The organism is Sphingomonas degradans (assembly GCF_053502645.1).
Genome location: NZ_CP177172.1, coordinates 1,780,612 through 1,796,982 on the forward strand (window position 1 = coordinate 1,780,612; position 16,371 = coordinate 1,796,982).

The 16,371-nt window shown below is 65.4% G+C and carries 15 protein-coding genes; 4 read left to right on the forward strand and 11 right to left on the reverse strand.

The window, feature by feature from the left end:
* Positions 1 to 203: 203 nt before the first annotated feature.
* From tnpC to traA, 5 genes are all read right to left on the reverse strand, one after another.
* The gene (gene tnpC / locus ACG3SL_RS07980) at positions 204 to 1,844 is read right to left on the reverse strand and encodes an IS66 family transposase (RefSeq protein WP_448664602.1); all 1,641 of its coding nucleotides are present in this window, start codon (positions 1,842 to 1,844) and stop codon (positions 204 to 206) included.
* A gap of 64 nt (positions 1,845 to 1,908) precedes the next feature.
* The gene (gene tnpB, locus ACG3SL_RS07985; RefSeq protein WP_448664603.1) at positions 1,909 to 2,262 is read right to left on the reverse strand and encodes an IS66 family insertion sequence element accessory protein TnpB; all 354 of its coding nucleotides are present in this window, start codon (positions 2,260 to 2,262) and stop codon (positions 1,909 to 1,911) included.
* Positions 2,259 to 2,714: an IS66-like element accessory protein TnpA gene (gene tnpA, locus ACG3SL_RS07990; protein ID WP_448664604.1), complete on the reverse strand. Its 456-nt coding sequence runs from the start codon at positions 2,712 to 2,714 to the stop codon at positions 2,259 to 2,261. Before tnpA ends, tnpB begins: the two co-directional genes overlap by 4 nt.
* Before the next feature lie 20 nt (positions 2,715 to 2,734).
* The gene (locus ACG3SL_RS07995) at positions 2,735 to 3,526 is read right to left on the reverse strand and encodes a DUF6118 family protein (protein WP_448664605.1); all 792 of its coding nucleotides are present in this window, start codon (positions 3,524 to 3,526) and stop codon (positions 2,735 to 2,737) included.
* Positions 3,523 to 6,543, reverse strand: a complete 3,021-nt coding sequence (traA, locus tag ACG3SL_RS08000) for a Ti-type conjugative transfer relaxase TraA (RefSeq protein ID WP_448664606.1) — start codon at positions 6,541 to 6,543, stop codon at positions 3,523 to 3,525. The genes ACG3SL_RS07995 and traA overlap by 4 nt, the downstream gene beginning before the upstream one ends.
* A 171-nt stretch (positions 6,544 to 6,714) precedes the next feature.
* On the opposite strand from traA, the gene ACG3SL_RS08005 reads away from it, so the two are divergent.
* The 3 genes from ACG3SL_RS08005 to ACG3SL_RS08015 all read left to right on the forward strand — a co-directional run bounded on the left by ACG3SL_RS08005 (position 6,715) and on the right by ACG3SL_RS08015 (position 7,885).
* Positions 6,715 to 7,035, forward strand: a complete 321-nt coding sequence (locus ACG3SL_RS08005; protein WP_448663835.1) for a conjugal transfer protein TraD — start codon at positions 6,715 to 6,717, stop codon at positions 7,033 to 7,035.
* Between the two features lie 19 nt (positions 7,036 to 7,054).
* Positions 7,055 to 7,267: a conjugal transfer protein TraD gene (locus ACG3SL_RS08010; protein WP_448663834.1), complete on the forward strand. Its 213-nt coding sequence runs from the start codon at positions 7,055 to 7,057 to the stop codon at positions 7,265 to 7,267.
* A gap of 111 nt (positions 7,268 to 7,378) precedes the next feature.
* Positions 7,379 to 7,885 (forward strand): MucR family transcriptional regulator, encoded by a 507-nt coding sequence (locus ACG3SL_RS08015; protein WP_448664607.1) that lies wholly within the window; start codon positions 7,379 to 7,381, stop codon positions 7,883 to 7,885.
* A gap of 20 nt (positions 7,886 to 7,905) precedes the next feature.
* Here the strand turns inward: ACG3SL_RS08015 and ACG3SL_RS08020 are convergent, their stop codons facing one another.
* The 3 genes from ACG3SL_RS08020 to ACG3SL_RS08030 all read right to left on the reverse strand — a co-directional run bounded on the left by ACG3SL_RS08020 (position 7,906) and on the right by ACG3SL_RS08030 (position 10,910).
* Complete coding sequence (locus tag ACG3SL_RS08020; RefSeq protein WP_448664608.1) at positions 7,906 to 8,808, reverse strand: HEPN domain-containing protein; 903 nt, start codon at positions 8,806 to 8,808, stop codon at positions 7,906 to 7,908.
* A gap of 68 nt (positions 8,809 to 8,876) precedes the next feature.
* Positions 8,877 to 9,110, reverse strand: coding sequence for a sigma-70 region 4 domain-containing protein (locus ACG3SL_RS08025; protein WP_448664610.1), 234 nt, complete (start codon positions 9,108 to 9,110; stop codon positions 8,877 to 8,879).
* A gap of 57 nt (positions 9,111 to 9,167) precedes the next feature.
* On the reverse strand, positions 9,168 to 10,910 hold the full coding sequence (locus ACG3SL_RS08030; RefSeq protein ID WP_448664611.1) for a ParB/RepB/Spo0J family partition protein: 1,743 nt from the start codon (positions 10,908 to 10,910) through the stop codon (positions 9,168 to 9,170).
* Positions 10,911 to 11,645: 735 nt separating this feature from the next.
* On the opposite strand from ACG3SL_RS08030, the gene ACG3SL_RS08035 reads away from it, so the two are divergent.
* Positions 11,646 to 11,861, forward strand: a complete 216-nt coding sequence (locus tag ACG3SL_RS08035) for a helix-turn-helix transcriptional regulator (RefSeq protein WP_448664612.1) — start codon at positions 11,646 to 11,648, stop codon at positions 11,859 to 11,861.
* A 196-nt stretch (positions 11,862 to 12,057) separates the two neighbouring features.
* On the opposite strand, the gene ACG3SL_RS08040 is transcribed toward ACG3SL_RS08035, so the two are convergent.
* The 3 genes from ACG3SL_RS08040 to ACG3SL_RS08050 are packed head-to-tail and all read right to left on the reverse strand — an operon-like array spanning position 12,058 to position 16,354.
* A complete protein-coding gene (locus tag ACG3SL_RS08040) occupies positions 12,058 to 13,524 on the reverse strand; it encodes a PepSY-associated TM helix domain-containing protein (protein ID WP_448664613.1) in 1,467 nt (488 codons plus the stop codon).
* Positions 13,521 to 14,078 (reverse strand): hypothetical protein, encoded by a 558-nt coding sequence (locus ACG3SL_RS08045; protein WP_448664614.1) that lies wholly within the window; start codon positions 14,076 to 14,078, stop codon positions 13,521 to 13,523. The genes ACG3SL_RS08040 and ACG3SL_RS08045 overlap by 4 nt, the downstream gene beginning before the upstream one ends.
* On the reverse strand, positions 14,078 to 16,354 hold the full coding sequence (locus tag ACG3SL_RS08050) for a TonB-dependent receptor (RefSeq protein WP_448664615.1): 2,277 nt from the start codon (positions 16,352 to 16,354) through the stop codon (positions 14,078 to 14,080). The genes ACG3SL_RS08045 and ACG3SL_RS08050 overlap by 1 nt, the downstream gene beginning before the upstream one ends.
* Positions 16,355 to 16,371: the final 17 nt, after the last annotated feature.

The window sequence follows — 16,371 nt, forward strand, 5'->3', positions numbered from 1 at the left end:
CGACTCTCAGGATGTGAAGCGCCTTGGCTTAAGGCGCTTTTACGTGTTTTCGGTCGACCAAGCCTCTGCCAAGGCTGCGTAAGCACGATTCGTCCTGAAGCCAAACTGACGATTGCCCGGCAGCTAGCTGACGGCGGCTATTGGGCGATGCTTATTATCGGTCGGAACGGCCGACTTTGGGGCGCGAGCTGCCGGTCCGCTTTTCACTCACTTTCAGACGATGAGGCGTCAAGGCCGACCCAATTCCAGGGCAGCAGCTCGTCCGTACGGTTGATGGGGTGACCTCGTCCAATCCGATCGAGCACATCGGCGAGCCAGGCCTGTGGGTTGATGCCATTCAGCTTCGCCGTCTCGAGCAGGCTGTAGATTGCGGCAGCCCGCTCGCCGCCGCAGTCGGCACCGGCAAAGAGCCAGTTCTTCCGGCCAACAACGATGCCGCGCAGGGCATTCTCTGCCAGGTTGTTGTCGATCTCCAGGCGGCCGTCCTGCGTGTAGGTGAGAAGCGCCGACTTCAGACGAACGGCATAGCGGAGCGCCTCCGCCAGCGGCGACCGCGCGGACACCTGAGCGAGCACGCCGTCTGCCCACTTGAAGAAGTCGAGCGCTTTCAGCATCGAGAGTTTGCGTGCCCGCCGGCGATCATCATGCGGATCCCGGGTGATCTGCCGTTCGACCTCGTATAGGTCGCCGATCAGCACCAGCCCCTCACGGGCGCTGGAGCGGGCGTCGGCATCGAGCACGTCGTGCAGCTTGCGGCGCACATGGGCCCAACAAGCAACCGGCGTAATCGGCCCCGGCTGGCGATCGGCCGCGTAGAGCTTCTCGAACCCGGCATAGGCGTCAGCCTGCAGAAAGCCGGCGAACGTCTTGAGGTGCTCGCGAGGGCGCTCTCCCTTGCGATCCGGGCTGTAGCGGTAGAGCGCCGCGGGTTTGTCGCTGGGGCGCCTGTCGCGCACATACACCCACAGCCGCCCCGTCGCCGTCTTGCCGCTACCCGGCGACAGCACCGGAACAGGCGTGTCGTCAGCGTGAAGCTTGGGGCTGGCCATCACATGCTCGGCGATACCGTCGACCAGCGGCTGCAGAAGCCAGCTGACCTGACCCATCCAGTCCGCCAGCGTCGATCGGCTGATCTCGACACCCTCCCGCGCGAAGATCTGCGATTGGCGGTAGAGCGGCAGATGGTCCGCGAATTTCGACACCACCACATGCGCCAGCAGGCCGGGTCCGGCTCGGCCGCGGGGCACCGGCAGCGAAGGTGCCGGTGCCTGACTGATGGCGTCACAGCGCTTGCAGGCCAGCTTCGGTCGAACATGCCGCACGACGTGAAAGCGTCCTGGCACATATTCCAGCACCTCGGTCACGTCTTCGCCCAACCGCGCCATGGCGCCGCCGCAGCTGGTGCAGCCGTCCGCTGCCGGCGCCGGGTGCAGCACCTCTTCGCGGCGGAGATGCGCAGGGAGCGGCTGACGGCGAGGCTGGCTGCTTTCCGGGGCAGGTTCCTTGGCTGTCCTGCCGGCGATGACGCAAGTGGCATGCGCCTGCGCGGCTTCCAGATCCTCCAGCGACAACTCCAGCTGGTCCGCCAGCAGCAACAGCCGCTCCGAGGACTGGCCGAACTTCATCCGGCGCAGGCGGGCAAGCTGAACCTTCAGCTTTTCGATCTGCAGCGTGGTCAGCTTGATGGCATTTTCGGCTGCGGCGAGCTGCTGCCGGGTATCCTGATGCGCAGATCGCTCCGCCGCCAGCGACTGCTCGGAGGCTGCGAGTTTGGCCTGCATCGCCGCAAAAAGCGCCTTCACCGCATCGGGATTGTCGGGGATGTCCAGCGCATCGGAAGACATGATTTTTCATACCAGAACAGCGACTCGCGACCAAGCAGAATGCGCGGTTTTCTGCAGCTTTCCGCTACATCTGGACGGGCAACCGAGGTGCTACCGGGGCGACCGTGCGGCGCCAGTCCATCGCCTCGATCAGCAGGGCGAACTGCGCCGCGCTCAGCACAATGCCACCATTCACCAGCGGCGGCCAGACAAAGCGATGACGCTCAAGGCGTTTGGAGAACAGGCAGAGGCCGGTGCCGTCCCAATAGAGCGCCTTGAGATAGCTGCCCTTGCGGCTGCGGAAGAGGAAGACGTGCCCGCCATATGGCTCCTGGTCGAACAGCGGCCGCACCAGCGCCGCCAGGCCATCGAACCCGAGCCGCATGCTGACCGGCTTGCTGGCCAGGTACACCCTGGTGCCGGGTGGGAGCGAGATCATGCCGTTTCCCGCAGCACCCGCAGCACGCGGGCCAGCGCTTTCTCGTTGACATAGGTGTCGACCGACAGGCGCACCCCACCGGGCAGTTCAATGTCGATGCCGCCGGGTCGCAAACCGGGGCCTGGCCGTATCAGTTCCTCCTGCGTCAGCCCTGTCTCGCGCGCAGCGGCGCGGGATGAGGCAGCAACCTCGGTGCCCCGAAGAGCCACGGCGGGCTCCGCAGCAGATCCGCTCGCCACTTCGCCATAGGGCACAAACTGGAGCGGCTCGCCCGTCAGAAGCGCCATTTCGCGCTGCCGCTTGCGCCAGCCATGGATCAGACTGGGCGACATCCCCAGCTGCCGAGCAACGCCAACGATGGTAGCCCCCGGTACATCGCATTGTGCCAACACCGCGGCGCGCTCCGCGTGTGAATAGCGTCGCCGGCGCTCCGCTCGGGTGATGACCTCCATTCGGGACATCCGCACTCTCCTTAAGGAGTGCGAAAGGACACTCCTGAGTGCTCCACGCCTCGCGCAGCAGAAGTTGCCACGCAATACGGGTCAGGGCGGACGCTTACCTTCGGCGTTCCTACCTCGATTCGGCACCTAATCCGGTCACTGGATCGCGCGGCGCGTTTGCGACATTCGGCCAATGCCTTGGCATTGTCCTGCACAAGCCGCGCGGCGTCGTCCAAAGCGCGCAGCCGCGCCGGGTCAGCCACCCGGAGCAAGTGTACGCCAGCATCCCATTCGGGGCGCTCGAGCATTCGCGCAGCGGCGCGCTCCGGCCAGCGCCAGCTCTCAGGCACCGATTGTGCGATCGTCGTCGGAAGGGTCGCCCCCAGCGCGAACCCCAGAACCGACGCGCCGACCGCGATGCCGATCATCCAACGCTTCTGGTTCTCGGCGGTCGCTGCGGACGCAACCATACCCTGCAGCGACCGGATCGCGATGCCCAGTTCTCGGTTGGCCTGGTCCCATGCCTGATGGTCGGCGGACCTTACCTGCACGCCGGCTTCGGCAATCTGTTGACCGATCGTCTGGGGGGTAAGCGCAACCCCTGGCTTGTCCGCGAGCATCTCGAACGACTCCACCACCATGTTCCACCGCTCGTGGATCTTGGCGAGGTCCGGCCCGTAATCGCGCGCATGCAGCTCCTGCTGTCGCGCCGCGAACCCTTCGACCGCAACGGTCAGCCCGGCAAGCTTGCGGCTCATGGTTGCGAATGCGACCTCCGGATCGTCGATGTCGCTGGCAGGTGTGGCAGTGGTCTCTTCGGTCATAGCCCGATCCCCAGATTGCGCCCGCGATCGATCGAGAGCGCCAGTTGCTGGGCGATCGACCGCGTCCGCGCTTGCTCGGTGAGCGCGGCACCGATGCCGCCGTCATGGCTGCCGGGCGCCCATTCCAGCGACCATTGCCGCCCGATGAGGTCGCTGCCGCGGCGGCTGAGCGCGGCGCCGAGCGCCGGGTCGGCTTCGAGCCCCTTGGCCATTGCACGCAGGTGGCTTTCGATGGCGCCGCGGGCATCGCGATCCTGCCATCCGGGGAATTTATCGCGCTGCTCGCGAAGTTGCTGCCAGCGCTGGACGAACCGGTCGGCGCGAAGCTCGGGATTGATGCGCACCTCCGCCTCAAGCTGCATCTGGCGGATAGCGCCGGCAGTGCGGCCGTTGGCCGCCTCGCCGAGCAGAGCGGGTTCGCGCGCGAACGCCACGTCGAGGTCGCGCGCGCCGTTGGCATGGGCAGCGTCGAGCGCTTGGGCGGCCTGAAGCTTGGCAGCCTTCTGATATTTGAGTGCAGGGAGGCCTTGCCCGGTCATGCGATCCATGTCCTGTACTGCGCGGGCGTAGCGCTGGACCGCCGAGCCGAGCACGGCCTGCCGATCGCCTGGGGCCTGCTCCGGAGAAGTCGATAGCTTGAGACCGTCGAACCGGCTGCGCGGTCGCGCCGGCTCGGCATCATGCACCCGCAGCCGCAACCCATCGAACCTGCCATGCTTCGGCGGTTCGGGTGCCGTATGGCTACGGTCGACCAGCGGCGCGCGGGCCATTGCGTCGAGAATTCGCGACCGATCGAACCCGCGCCGCTCGGCAAAGCGGGTTGCGCTCTGTTGGTAATCGAGCGCGCTGTCCTTTGCCCGGTCGCGCGACAGCGTGCGGGCGAGCCGTTCGACGCCCTCGAAGTCGTCACGGCCATAATGGAGATGCACCGCGTCGCGGTGCCGCGACAGCGCAACATAGGCAGCGTGACGATCCAGACCAGGCGTCGCCAGCACTTGCACGCGATCGACGGTGAGCCCCTGCGCCTTGTGGATCGTAGCGGCGTAGCCATGGGCGAGGTCGGCGTAATCTTTGACGTCGAACGCGACCCGCCGACCATCGTCGAGCCGCACTGCCATGCGGGCGCGATCAACCTGTTCGATGGTGCCAAGGGAGCCATTCTTTACGCCCAGTTCGCGTTCGTTGCGCAGGAACATGATGCGGTCCTGAGGCCCAAACAAGCGCTCGCCGTGCGTGGTTTTCACAGCAACTTCAGTAACTAACGTCCCGTCGTGCTTCATACGGTCCCGGGCCAGCGCATTCAGTTCATCGCATTCTTGATTGGTATGCGACAGGATGATCGAAGAGCGCGCCGGATCGGCGACCCGGTCGCCATCCCAGCGGTCGATCAGCGCCTCGCGCGCCTCCGCGCGGGTCTCCGACTCGACGAGCATTCCGGCTCGGGCATAGGTGCCCAGCGCCGCTTCGGTTCGGCCAGTCGCCAAGTGCCGGGTTGCATCGCGCTGCCAGTCTTCGCGCTGGCGGCGAACCTCGGTAATCTCGATGCCGCCGTGCCGCTCGGCGGTGGCGCGGAACGCGGCACCCGCCTCGATCGCCTGGAGCTGTTCGGGATCGCCGACCAGCACGACCTTGGCGCCGCGCTTTTCGGCTTCGGCGATCACCCGCTCCATCTGTCGCGAGCCGATCATCCCGGCTTCATCGATGACGAGGACAGACTTGTCGGTCAGCAGCTCCCTGCCCTGCCCCCATTGATGTTCGATGCTGGCGATGGTGCGCGACGCGATGCCCGAGCCGCTCTCGAGATTCTCGGCAGCGATGCCGGACAGCGCGAGCCCCTGGACCTGATAGCCGGCACGCTCCCATGCCTCGCGCGCAACCCCGAGCATCGCTGACTTGCCCGTGCCGGCATAGCCGATGACGATGCCGAGATCCCTGCCGTCTGTGACGTGCTCGAACGCCGCACGCTGCTCGCCCGACAGCAGCATCCCGCGCTGCTCGGCATTTGCCAGCGCGCGCTCGCGGTTCCGCGCTCCGACGCGGTGCCGCTCGCGCTCAGCCAGCGCCTGCGTCTCGCGCGCGAGACGCTGTTCGGTCTCGATCATGTCCCGGCTGGTGAACCGCTCTTCGCCGCGCCCGTCGCTGCCAAGTGCGACCAAGTCAGGCGATGCGCGCACCGCCGCCATCACAGAATCGAACTGATCCTTGCCGTCGCTATGCCGGTGCGCAAACCGGGCAAGGTCACGGGTGGTGAAGGTCGCCTGGGTGCGAGTGATCGCATCGAGCGCGAGCCCCGGACGGGCGATGATCTTCTCGCCGTTCAAGCGCGCGATCTCGAGATGCTCGGCGGCACGCTCGGACTCGAGGCCCTGTGCTGCCATCCGCGACGCCGCTGGGCCGATCTTGTGCTGCGGTTCGAGCTCGATCCCCTGCGCCTCCAACGAGCGGTGATCGATGCGCGCATCGATATCGAGCTGGGCGAGCCGTTTGTTGACATGGCCGCTCCACCGCTCGCGCCATTTCTCGAGCAGGTCGGCGCGGTTCCAGTCGCGGTTTTTCTTGCCGAACCCGTCGGAGTCCACCTCGCGCATCGTCAGCATGACGTGCGCATGCGGCTTGGGCTCGCCATCGGCGCCAATATCCCAATGGACGTTGAGGTCGGCGATCATGCCGCGGTCCACAAACTCCCCGCGGACGAAGTCGCGCGCCAGCGCGATCCCCTGTTCCTTCGTCATCTCCTTCGGAATCGCGAACTCGATCTCGCGCGCGAGCTGCGCGTCGATCCGCTTCTCGACTGCCTCGACTTCGTTCCACAGCCGGTCGCGGTCGGCGAGATGCTCCGGTGCGCCCTCCGGCAGCAGCACTTCGGAATGGACGACGCCTGCCTTGTTGGAGAAGTCATGGCTCCGGTCGAGCCGCTCATCGTGCAGCCGCGAGGCCGAGCGATATGCCGCAGACGCCAGCGCCGACGAGCCTGCAGCGCGAGAGATGACTTTGGCCGAGAAGTGATAGATCGCCATAACGGCAATCCATCTACACTACACAAGCGACGTCGGCACGACGTATAAGCGCGCCCTCGAAAGAATTCATCTTTCTCGGGATCGGTTCATCCCACGATGTTTCATGCTATTTACGCTGATCGATGCAGTTACTAACTGAAGCGTCCCTCCACAGCAATTGAGGACGGCACGATGCGCAAACCCCGCGATTACGATTCGGAACTGCACGCGCTCAACGACAAGGCGAAGCTGCTCAAGGAACGCAAGGTTCAGCAGCTCGGCGAGGTTGTCGCCGCAACCGGCGCCGACGCGTTGCCAATTGAGCTGCTTGCCGGCGCATTGTTGAGTGCCGTCGACAGCAACGATGCCGCCGCGAGGGAGGGCTGGCGCAAGCGCGGAGCCGCCTTCTTTCAAGGGTCACGCAAAGCTGGCGGCGTCGCTCGCAGTGACGCGCGCAGCGATCCGGCGGGCGATGGCAGGACGTCATCGGTTGCAAGCCAGGATCGCGCGTGATGATACGCGAGACTGGGTCGTGAAGCGGCGCGAGCGCACCCGCCAGTTGATCGAGCTTGGCGGGCTTGTTGCCAAGGCCGGGCTACTCGAACTGACCGACGACGACCGCGCGGTAATCTTCGGCCTGATGGTCGAAGGTGCCGCTGCATTGCGCGGCGAACATCGCCAGCAAGCGCTAACCTCGTGGCGGCGTCGCGGTCAGCGCGCATTTGAACACTCTTCCGACGATTAAGCATCTCGGCAGTTGAATTCGAAATGCGCGTTCGACATGGAACAATGCAACCGGGGGAGACGGTTCGCGAAGGCGCCAATGTGGTCGCCACACAATTGAATAGGAACCCTGATGTCCGATGAAAACTCTTTGAACGCAGTCGAGCTCGCGACCGAACTCACGATCGCCTGGCTCGGCAATCAGAACAATCGCGTCTCCGCCGAAGACGTGCCGGCCTTCCTGCGCACCATGCACGCAACGGTCACGGAATTGGCTAGCGGTCCGGTAACTTCCGACGGCGATGCGCAAGACGTCGCTCCCGAGCAGGAATTTACGCCCGCGGTGACCGTGCGAAAGTCGCTGGCATCGAAGGATCACATCATCTCGCTGATCGACGGCAAGCCGTACAAAACGCTGCGCCGGCACCTTTCGACGCACGGCCTGACGCCGGAAGAGTATCGCGCCCGCTACAATCTCAAATCCGACTATCCGATGGTCGCCGAGAATTATTCGGCGGCGCGCCGCGAGATGGCGCACAAGATCGGCCTTGGGTCGAAGGGGCGCCAGGCCAAAGCGGCTGCGGCGTCCGCTCCTGCGGAGAAGCCGAAGCGCGCCCCGAGCGCGGCAAAATCGGTCTGAAGATGCGAGCGCCGCGCGGCTCAGTCGCGCGGCGCGAGCCGCCGTTCGCACACCGTTTTCACCAGCGCCTGAAGGTCGGCTACGCGCTCGCCGAGCCAGTTCAGTTCCTCGTTGTTGATCTCGTAATGCGGCGAGTAGCGCGCGTTCACATAGGCTTGTCGCAAGAGTTCGAAACGGCGTCGGCTCACCTTGTCGGCGCGTGGCCAAGCAGCGACCAACTCCGGCGCCACCTCCTCGGCGTGAGACCGAAGAAAGTTCAACCGGTGCGATTTGGGGCTGTAGAGCGTGAGTGCCAGCAAAGCGCAGTGATATAAGCGTTCAACTGATTGGTGGAGCATGAAAGCTGCATCGCGAAGAACGCCGTCTTCACAGCTGGTAACCGCCAACCGCCGAGCATGAACAGCAAACGGAAACCAATAGTCGAAATGCTTCTGCGCCTCGGCAAGCGCTTCCTCGGGCGGCAGCACACGTGGCGTCGCCAGTTCGAACCCCTCGGCCTCGTAAATGGCGATCCCTTGTTCGGCAATATCGACGAAAAACGGTCGCCCGTGCGTGAGCTGGTCGTTCACATCGGCCAAGTCGTGGACGATGAAATTGACCGGCGCACTGAGAGCCTCGTTGATCGTCGCATCGCGCATGAGTCGGTCGTCCGCCTTGCCCCAATATTCGAGCGGATCGGTGAGTTTGGCGTCGTTGACGACGACGAGAATGTCATAGTCGGATTTGTAGCCGCCGACCGCGTCATCGACCCAATCGCCGCGCGCGTAGCTGCCGTAGAGAATGACCTTGAGAATGCGCCCGCGCTTCTTCCACGACTGGGTCGCGAGGCCAATCTCTCGCTCGAACTCCTCGAACAACACGCGCACCACATGCTGCAATTCGCGCTGCTTCTGGCTCGGCAGATGGTCGAGGTCGGTCTTCATCCTCGCACTCCTAGCCCTTGGCGGGGCAAGCGCAAACCTCGCCGGGCCAAAGCCCGGCGAGGTCGCGGTCATCGACGCCACCAGCGCCGGGGTTGCTTGTCCATGCGGCGCACGATGCTCAGCAGCGCTTTTGCAACCTGTCGCTCCACCTCGCGGACACTGAGGCCGGTGCGCTCGGCGATCTCGACATAGTCCATGTCGTCGAGCCGGGCGGCGAGGAGGATTTCGCGCTGCAACCGGGGCAGCTTGCCCACCGCGCGTTCGAGCCGCTTCAAGGTCGCGGGATCAGCTTCGTCGGTCATGATGTCCTCCGACATAGGAGAGGGGAAATCTGGCGGCGCGGTGGCCGCCAGACTGGATCAGGCTGCATGACGCAGCGGCTCGGGCTCGGGCGAGGCTGCCAGTTCGGCGACGGTGGCCGCCCGGTTGACGGTCGCGACGCCGCCGCGCTCGGTGTAGGCGGCTGGTGGGAACGCCATCCACTTGGGCACCCAGCCCTCATGCCTATCGCGTCCGTTCTCGCCGGTCAGGCAATCGCGCACGATCTTGCGCTTTACCTTGCCGGTTGCCCCCTCGTTGGCATCGGCGACGCTTTCGCCCGCCACGTCCGCCAGCACATGGTGCAGCACTGCACGGTCGCGGATCATGTCGAGCAGCGCGTCGTCGCCCTGCCAGACCTTGGCCATGTCGGTGCCGAGCATCGTCCCCAGTACTTCGATCAGCGCGCTTCCCGCGTCGAGCGTCTCGCCCATGACGATCGCCGCCACGTCGAGCACCGCCGGATCGGGAAGCTCAATCAGCCGGACCAACAGCCCCGCCACGCCATGCTCGCCGTCATAGCCGCAGGTCACGGTGGGCGTCTCGGGATCGAGCCCTAGTAGCGCCAGCACCGCCCGCCGCTTCTCGTCAAACGCGGCTTCGGATGCGCTGTTCTCGACGCTCTCGGCAATCGCGTCGCTAGCGGCACGCTGCGCCTCGATTCGCACATTCCATAGCGACGAGCCGGCGATGACATGTGCCACCATCAACCGCAGCGCCAGCGAAGGACGGTTGGCAAGGTCCGCCCGCACGGCGGCGTGCCGATGCAGGTCGATATAGTTCTGGATCGGCGAACTGACTTCGGGCCGGACAGGCTTCTCGACTGCCTCGCCTAGCGCACCCCTCCGAGCACCGCGTGCTTCCCTGAGCGAAACATATCCCTCATGGACCGCGACGTCGCCGCGAGCGCCGACGCTGATGAGCACCTTGCCGCCCTTGCGCTTGGGGCAACGCTCATGCTCCCAGCCGTGGAATGGCTCACCGGTCGGCAGCACCACAACCTCGCGCCATCCCGCCTCCCGGAAGCTCTCGGCCTTCGCTTCGATGGCTGCGTTCTGCGCGGTCCAGAAGGCCGTGGTGTCCCCGAACCAGCGATCCTCGCCGAACAGGTCGGAAACGATCTCGCCGTCATATGCCGACACGTCGAACAGCGCCGCGCTCACCGGGATCGACACGCCGCCGAAGAGCCACGCCTTCAATTGATAGCCGGTCGGGCACCGAACCTCCGGATCATCGAGCAATGCCAGCCATTCACGCTGCCGGGCCTTGGTTGCGAGGGTCAGGTGACGCACCGTGGCAACGTCGATCTCGCCCTTCCGATATAGCCCCCGGATGCGCGGCAGCAGATTGCCCAGCGCCAGCGTCCGCTTCACTTGCAACTCCGTCAGCCCGAAGGTCAGTGCAATGTCCTCGGGGCTGCGTCCTTCCTTGACCAGCCGGGTGAAGCTCTCCCAGCGCGTCACTTCGTCGGGATTGAGCCGCGCGACATTCTCGATCAGGGATGCCTCCAGCGCCGCTGCGTCGTCGCCCGCAGCGATCACCGCACATGGCAGCGCGTCGCGCTCGCCGCTTTCATCGGCCACCGCCAGCGCCGCATGATAACGCCGCTTGCCCGCCACGATCTCGAACCGGCCCTCGCCCTCCGCTGGCCGCACGATCAGCGGCACGAGAACACCGCGCGCCCGGACCGAAGGCAGAATGTTCGAAATATCCGGCTTGCCCTTGGCGCGCATGTTCGCAGCCGAGATGCAGAGACTGGCCAAATCGATGTGCTTGAGTTCCATCTTCCTCACTCCTTCAAACACCGCAACCGGCGCCGGAATGGCGGGTGGGCGGCAGGAGCGAACCGACGGTCCCGCCGTCAGAGGCGGGCTGCACCCGCAGGGCCGAAATGAAATGGAGGACCCGGGCATTGCCCGGGTTGCGGCACGCCGCGGCGGGATCATAGGGTAGCGACGCCCACCCGCCAGATCGACGCCGGAGGCGCAAACGCCACCGCGCCATGCGCGGTGACCGCAGATCTCTCGCAGCGCGAAGCGCTGCGCGGCTCCACCGGAGCCCATCAGACAAGCACTCTCGAAATCCGGCCGGTCGTCGCGGCGGCGTGCGCGCGCGCCCGTGCGTCAGCCGCTGCCGCGCCCTCCGGCCGGATCGAGCGTGCCACGCGGCGAACCAAAACACGCGGTCTCTGGCAGCCTCGTCAGAGGCGCCAGTGCACGCTCAACTGAACCGCGTTCCGATTACCGGCACAGTCCGGCAAACTGCGTCATGCGATCATCATCCGAATGGACCGAGACGCCGAAGAGCGACTCGGCGACGCGCAGCGGCGTGAGAAGCGCGGTCACGCCGCAGGCGTGAGACGCCCTGGGAACGGCTCTCCAATTCTCAGCCTACGCTACGCTTTCTTCCTCTCGCCCACAGTAAGCAGAGCGCAACAGCCCCCTTGATCCCAGCATAACAAGCGGGTCACGTCTGCTCCAAGGGGGCACAAACCAGCGCAGGAAATGCAGGCACATCCGATGACGACCGAAACCCCAGAACGCATCCTCCGCATCAAAACGGTGCTCGAACGGACCGGACTCAGCCGCTCAACGCTATACCGCAAGATGCAGGACGGCAGTTTCCCCAAGAGTGTCCGGATCAGCCTGCGTTGCGCAGGCTGGCGCGAGGCGGCGGTCAACACCTGGCTGCACAACCGGCTGTTCTACTCCGACGACGAACATTCCTTAAAATAGCGAGGGTGCTGCTCCTGACGACCGCCACTCGTCCGAACGCTGCATGCTAGTGAACGACTGACTCTGGGGACGAAGCCGCCATATCCGAGTCCCGGGCTGAACGTCAGGTCTGGCCACGAAGAGACATTCAGCGTTCGCTGAACCGTCCCCGCAAAGCGGCCGCAACTGGGCCGCATCCGCCATTGTCGAGGGGATTTCAGGCCAGAGGGCGGAGATACTTACGCGCCAGCAGACTTGCAGCGCCGACGATCAGCAACATGATGTCGATGCCTAGGCCGGTCGGGTTTGTGGGAGAGGCGGCTAGATGAAATGTCCCCAGCACGACTAACGCCACGGCAAGAGCTAAGCGCATTCCGCGCGCGCATAAAGTCGCCGATAAGCGCAGCGCGCCAAAGCCGAGCAGCAGCACCACGGTGGCGCCAAGCCATACCCACAGCACCGCCTCGCCGGCAGGCACAATGATCGCCACCAGCGCCGCCAATACCAAGGCGAGAGGCTGGCCCCAGGCGACCGCCGCCCATAGCCGCTCCCATTGCGGCACCGCGCGTCCCTTGTCGCGTCGCCGCGCCAGCCAGATTGTCACCCCGCTCGACGTGACCACGCACAGCGCGAGACCCAGCAAGCCATAGAGGATGCGTACCGGCACTCCGCCATACCAGCCGAAATGCAACTGGCCGATCCCGCCCAGGATGCGCGTACCCGCGACCAGATCACGCGGATGCTGATCCTTCAGCACGCGGCCTGCCGCATCGAAGCTCGTCGTATCCTGCGGCACGAGCAGGCGCTTGCGCTCCGACTTGATGGTGATGCGCGCATCGGCGCGGCCGGCATTCTCGATAATCAGCTGGTGCGCCTCTGCACCCGGCGCGCGGCGGCGTGCCTCGGCAAGGAGCGCGGTCAGCGACGGCAAGGGCGCGTGCGTTGCGTTCACCGCCAGCGGCGCTTCGATGAACAGGCCGTATACCTTCGCCGTATCCCCCCGATAGAGCAGCAGCGCCAGCACACCGACGATCAGCGTGCTCAGTCCCAGCAACGCGCCAGTCAGCGCGATGACGACATGGAAGGGCAGCGCCCAGATGCCCAGCCGGTTGTGAAGGTCCGCTTCCTGCAGTCGCCGCGAGCCGCCCAGGCGCAGATGGAACGCGTCCTTGAGCACGCGCGGGTGCGCCAGGATGCCGGATACAAGCGAAGACAGCAACGCCACGCCCGCTAGCCCGACGATGAACTCGCCCCAACTACGCGGCAGGTGCAGCGCGATATGAAGGTTGAGGATGAATTCGGAGAAAGTCGTCGCCTTCTCGGTCAGCGCGCCTTGGGCATCGACCGCCCATTCACGCTCGAACTTGGGCGAATGGGCGATGATCGTCGCGCCCGGCTCGTCGGGAGACGGCAGCGAGGCATAGAGGGTGGTGCCCGCAGGCGCCTTTTGCCGTGCCGTATCGAGCGCCCGCGTCATCGCGGCGTCGTCGATGTGCGTGATGGCCGGCGCGGCGGGCTGCTCCCACCGCTCCAGATCGTGGACAAACACCGCCAGCGTGCCAGACAGGCACACAAGATAGATCACTGCTGCGAAAGCCAGCCCCAGGATGCCATGCCCGCTGAGCACGGCCCGCACCATCGCTGGCGACAGCGGCCAGCGGCTCTTTGCCTTGGCTCCGGTCATGCGAGCCCCCGCATTGCGGCCAGCGCGAAGCCGGCAACTGTCGTTCCGACCAGTACCGCGAGCGCGCGCAACAGGCGCTGGTCCGCCAGCGTCCAGGTCATTGCCAGTGCCCAGGCGAGCGGCATCAGCAGCCCGCCGATGATGATCCGCGTGCGCGGGTCACCCGGTGCCCAAGTGGCGTAGCAAAACGCAATGCCCATGGCCGCCGTCATGCCGAGAGGCCCGGCGAGCAGGAACTTGAGCACGCCGCGCCATGCGCGCGACGGGCCCTCGAGCGGTTCGGGCGCGAGGCTGTCGCGTGCCGCCCGCGCCGACCGCACAACATGCCCCTGCGCGACCACGCCTAGCGCCCCGACACTGACCGCGGCGATCACCCCAGCCACGCCCTTCACCGGACCGACCAGCCAGCCACCAAGCAGCACCGCCGCGATCAGCACCAGCCACCCCGCCGCGATCAGCATCGGGCGGGTATGCGCGCGGTCGGCCCAGGAACGGCGCAGCAACGCCGCGCCGCCGGCGCCGCCAGCCACGCCGGCAAGGGCCATTACCAGCATCAGAAATGCACCTCGACGCCGCCGCCGACCGTCTGTGGCTCGCCCAGGATCGCACGGCCGCTGCTGGCAAAATCATATTGCCGGTATTTTTCATTGAGCAGGTTGCGAGCAAAGGCGAAGACCGTGAAGCGCTCCATCTCCCAGCCCAGCCGCGCGTTAACGACGGTGCGTCCCGGCAGACGTCCCTGCGCCTGGGTCGTGCCGACATCGCTAAACACCGGCCCGCGATAGTTGGCGTTGAGGTTGCCGACCACCGGTCCCACCCGTGCGTTCACGCCGCCCGCGATCGTCCAGCGCGCCGCATAGGGGAATTCCGAGCCGGCGAGTTCCAGGGTGCTGGTGGTGCCGGTCGGCAAGGTGAACTTGTCGAATTTCGTGCGGACATGGCCGACCGAGGCATAGGCATCCACGGTGCGGCTGATCCGCCCCTGCGCCTCGATCTCGAAACCATAGAGGTGCGACTTGCCGGCGTTGACCGTATTATAGTCGTATTCGTTCAGCCCGAAGAGCGCGGTGGTCTGTTGATCCTTCCAATCGATGTAAAAGATGTTGGCGTTCAGCGTCAGCTTGCCGTCCAGCCAGCGCGAGCGCAGCGATCCCTCATAATTCCAGCTATATTCCGGGTCATAGGCGACCAGCAGCGCGCGTGCCGGATTCTGGCTTGACCCGCCCGAGCGATAGGCACGCTGCACGGTGAAGCTGGTGGTGAGGTCGCGCGTCCATTCCATGCTGACCCCAGCCTTGGGCAGGAAGGCGTCGAAGCCCCGCGCGTTGGTGGCGCGCGCCGAATTCGCGCCCTGCACCAGCCCGAGCACGCCCTGATTGACTGCCGTGATCGCCAGGTACAGCGGCGTGCCCGCGGCACCGAACGTAGCCGGGCTGGGCAGCGTGCCGGTGAAGGTCGCCACCGTCTCTGCCGTATAGCGGTTCGCCTCGTGATCGTAGCGGAAGCCACCGATCAGCGAGAGCCGATCAGTCAATTTGTAGCGCACGTCGCCGAACAGCGCCGCCGTGCGCACCAGTTGCGGCGCGTCCGCTGCGTAGGCGACCGGAATCACCGGCAGCGCATTGGTATACAGGTCGGCGATCTGCGTCGCCGTCGCGGCCGGGAAGCCGCCGCCCTGCAGCAGCGCGGCGATCGTGCCGGTCGGCGTGTTAATGTTGAGCCGGTTGGCAGCGACGAGCCCGCCCGAGCGACGATAGGCCCAGGCGCCGAGCACACCGCTCAGCCGCTCACCATTGTAGTTGAGACGCACTTCCTGCGTCCACGTGCGGAAGTCATTAGTGTTGTCGACGACCTGCAGGTCCGCCGCGGTGCCGTCGGTATCGATCAGGGCGCGCGTGTGGGTCTTGTTGAACGACGTGATGCTGGAAAAGCGCAACCGAGGCGTGATCTCATAGCCCATGTTGAGCACCGCGATGTCGGTCTTGATATGCCCGCGGCTGGGCGCGTTGCCCGTTGAGATGCGATTATCGAAAAAGTCGGGCACGTCGGTGCGGGCATATTCGTAGAGATAGCCGCCGTCGCGCCGCACGCGATTATAGCTGGCCTGCACCTCCAGGCCCGGGAGCGCGCTCGGCGTCCATTTCAGCTTTCCGCGGAGGTTGAGCGACTCCAGGGCATCGTCATAGCCGCCGCGCGTGACGTTGCGGATGATCCCGCCGTCATTGCGCCGTTCGACCGAGAGGCGGATGCCGAGCCCATCCTTCACTAGCGGGCCGCCGACCGCGGCGGAGAACGTACGGTCGTTGTATTCGCTCCACAGCACACGCGCATCCGCGCTATACTCGGTGGTGGAGGCGTCGCGCGTCGTCAGCACGATCGCGCCGGCGAGCGCATTCAGCCCCTGGATCGTCGATTGCGGCCCGCGCAGTATCTCGACCTGCTGGATGTCCCACAGATCGGTTGGGCCGCCGAACAGTGCCTCCCGCGGGATCGGCGCGCCATCGACATAGACGGTCGCGGTGTCGGCATTGCCGCCGCCGCCGACGCCCTGATTGCTGACTCCGCGGATCGTGAAGCCGGCCGAACCATAGGTCTCGGCGACATTGGCGGTACGGCTATAAATGTCCTGAATCGTTAGGATATTCTCTTGCTGGATCCGCTCGGGGGTTGTCACTGCAACGCTGGTCGGCGTGTCTTGCAACGTACGATTGGACTTTTCGCCGGTAACGACAATTTCGCTGTCCTGAAGTTCTTCCGAAACCTGCTGTGCGTTCGCAGCGCTTGCCCAGAAGATCGCGCATGCCAGAGCCGAAATATGAATGTGACGCATTGTTCCCCCAAACGATG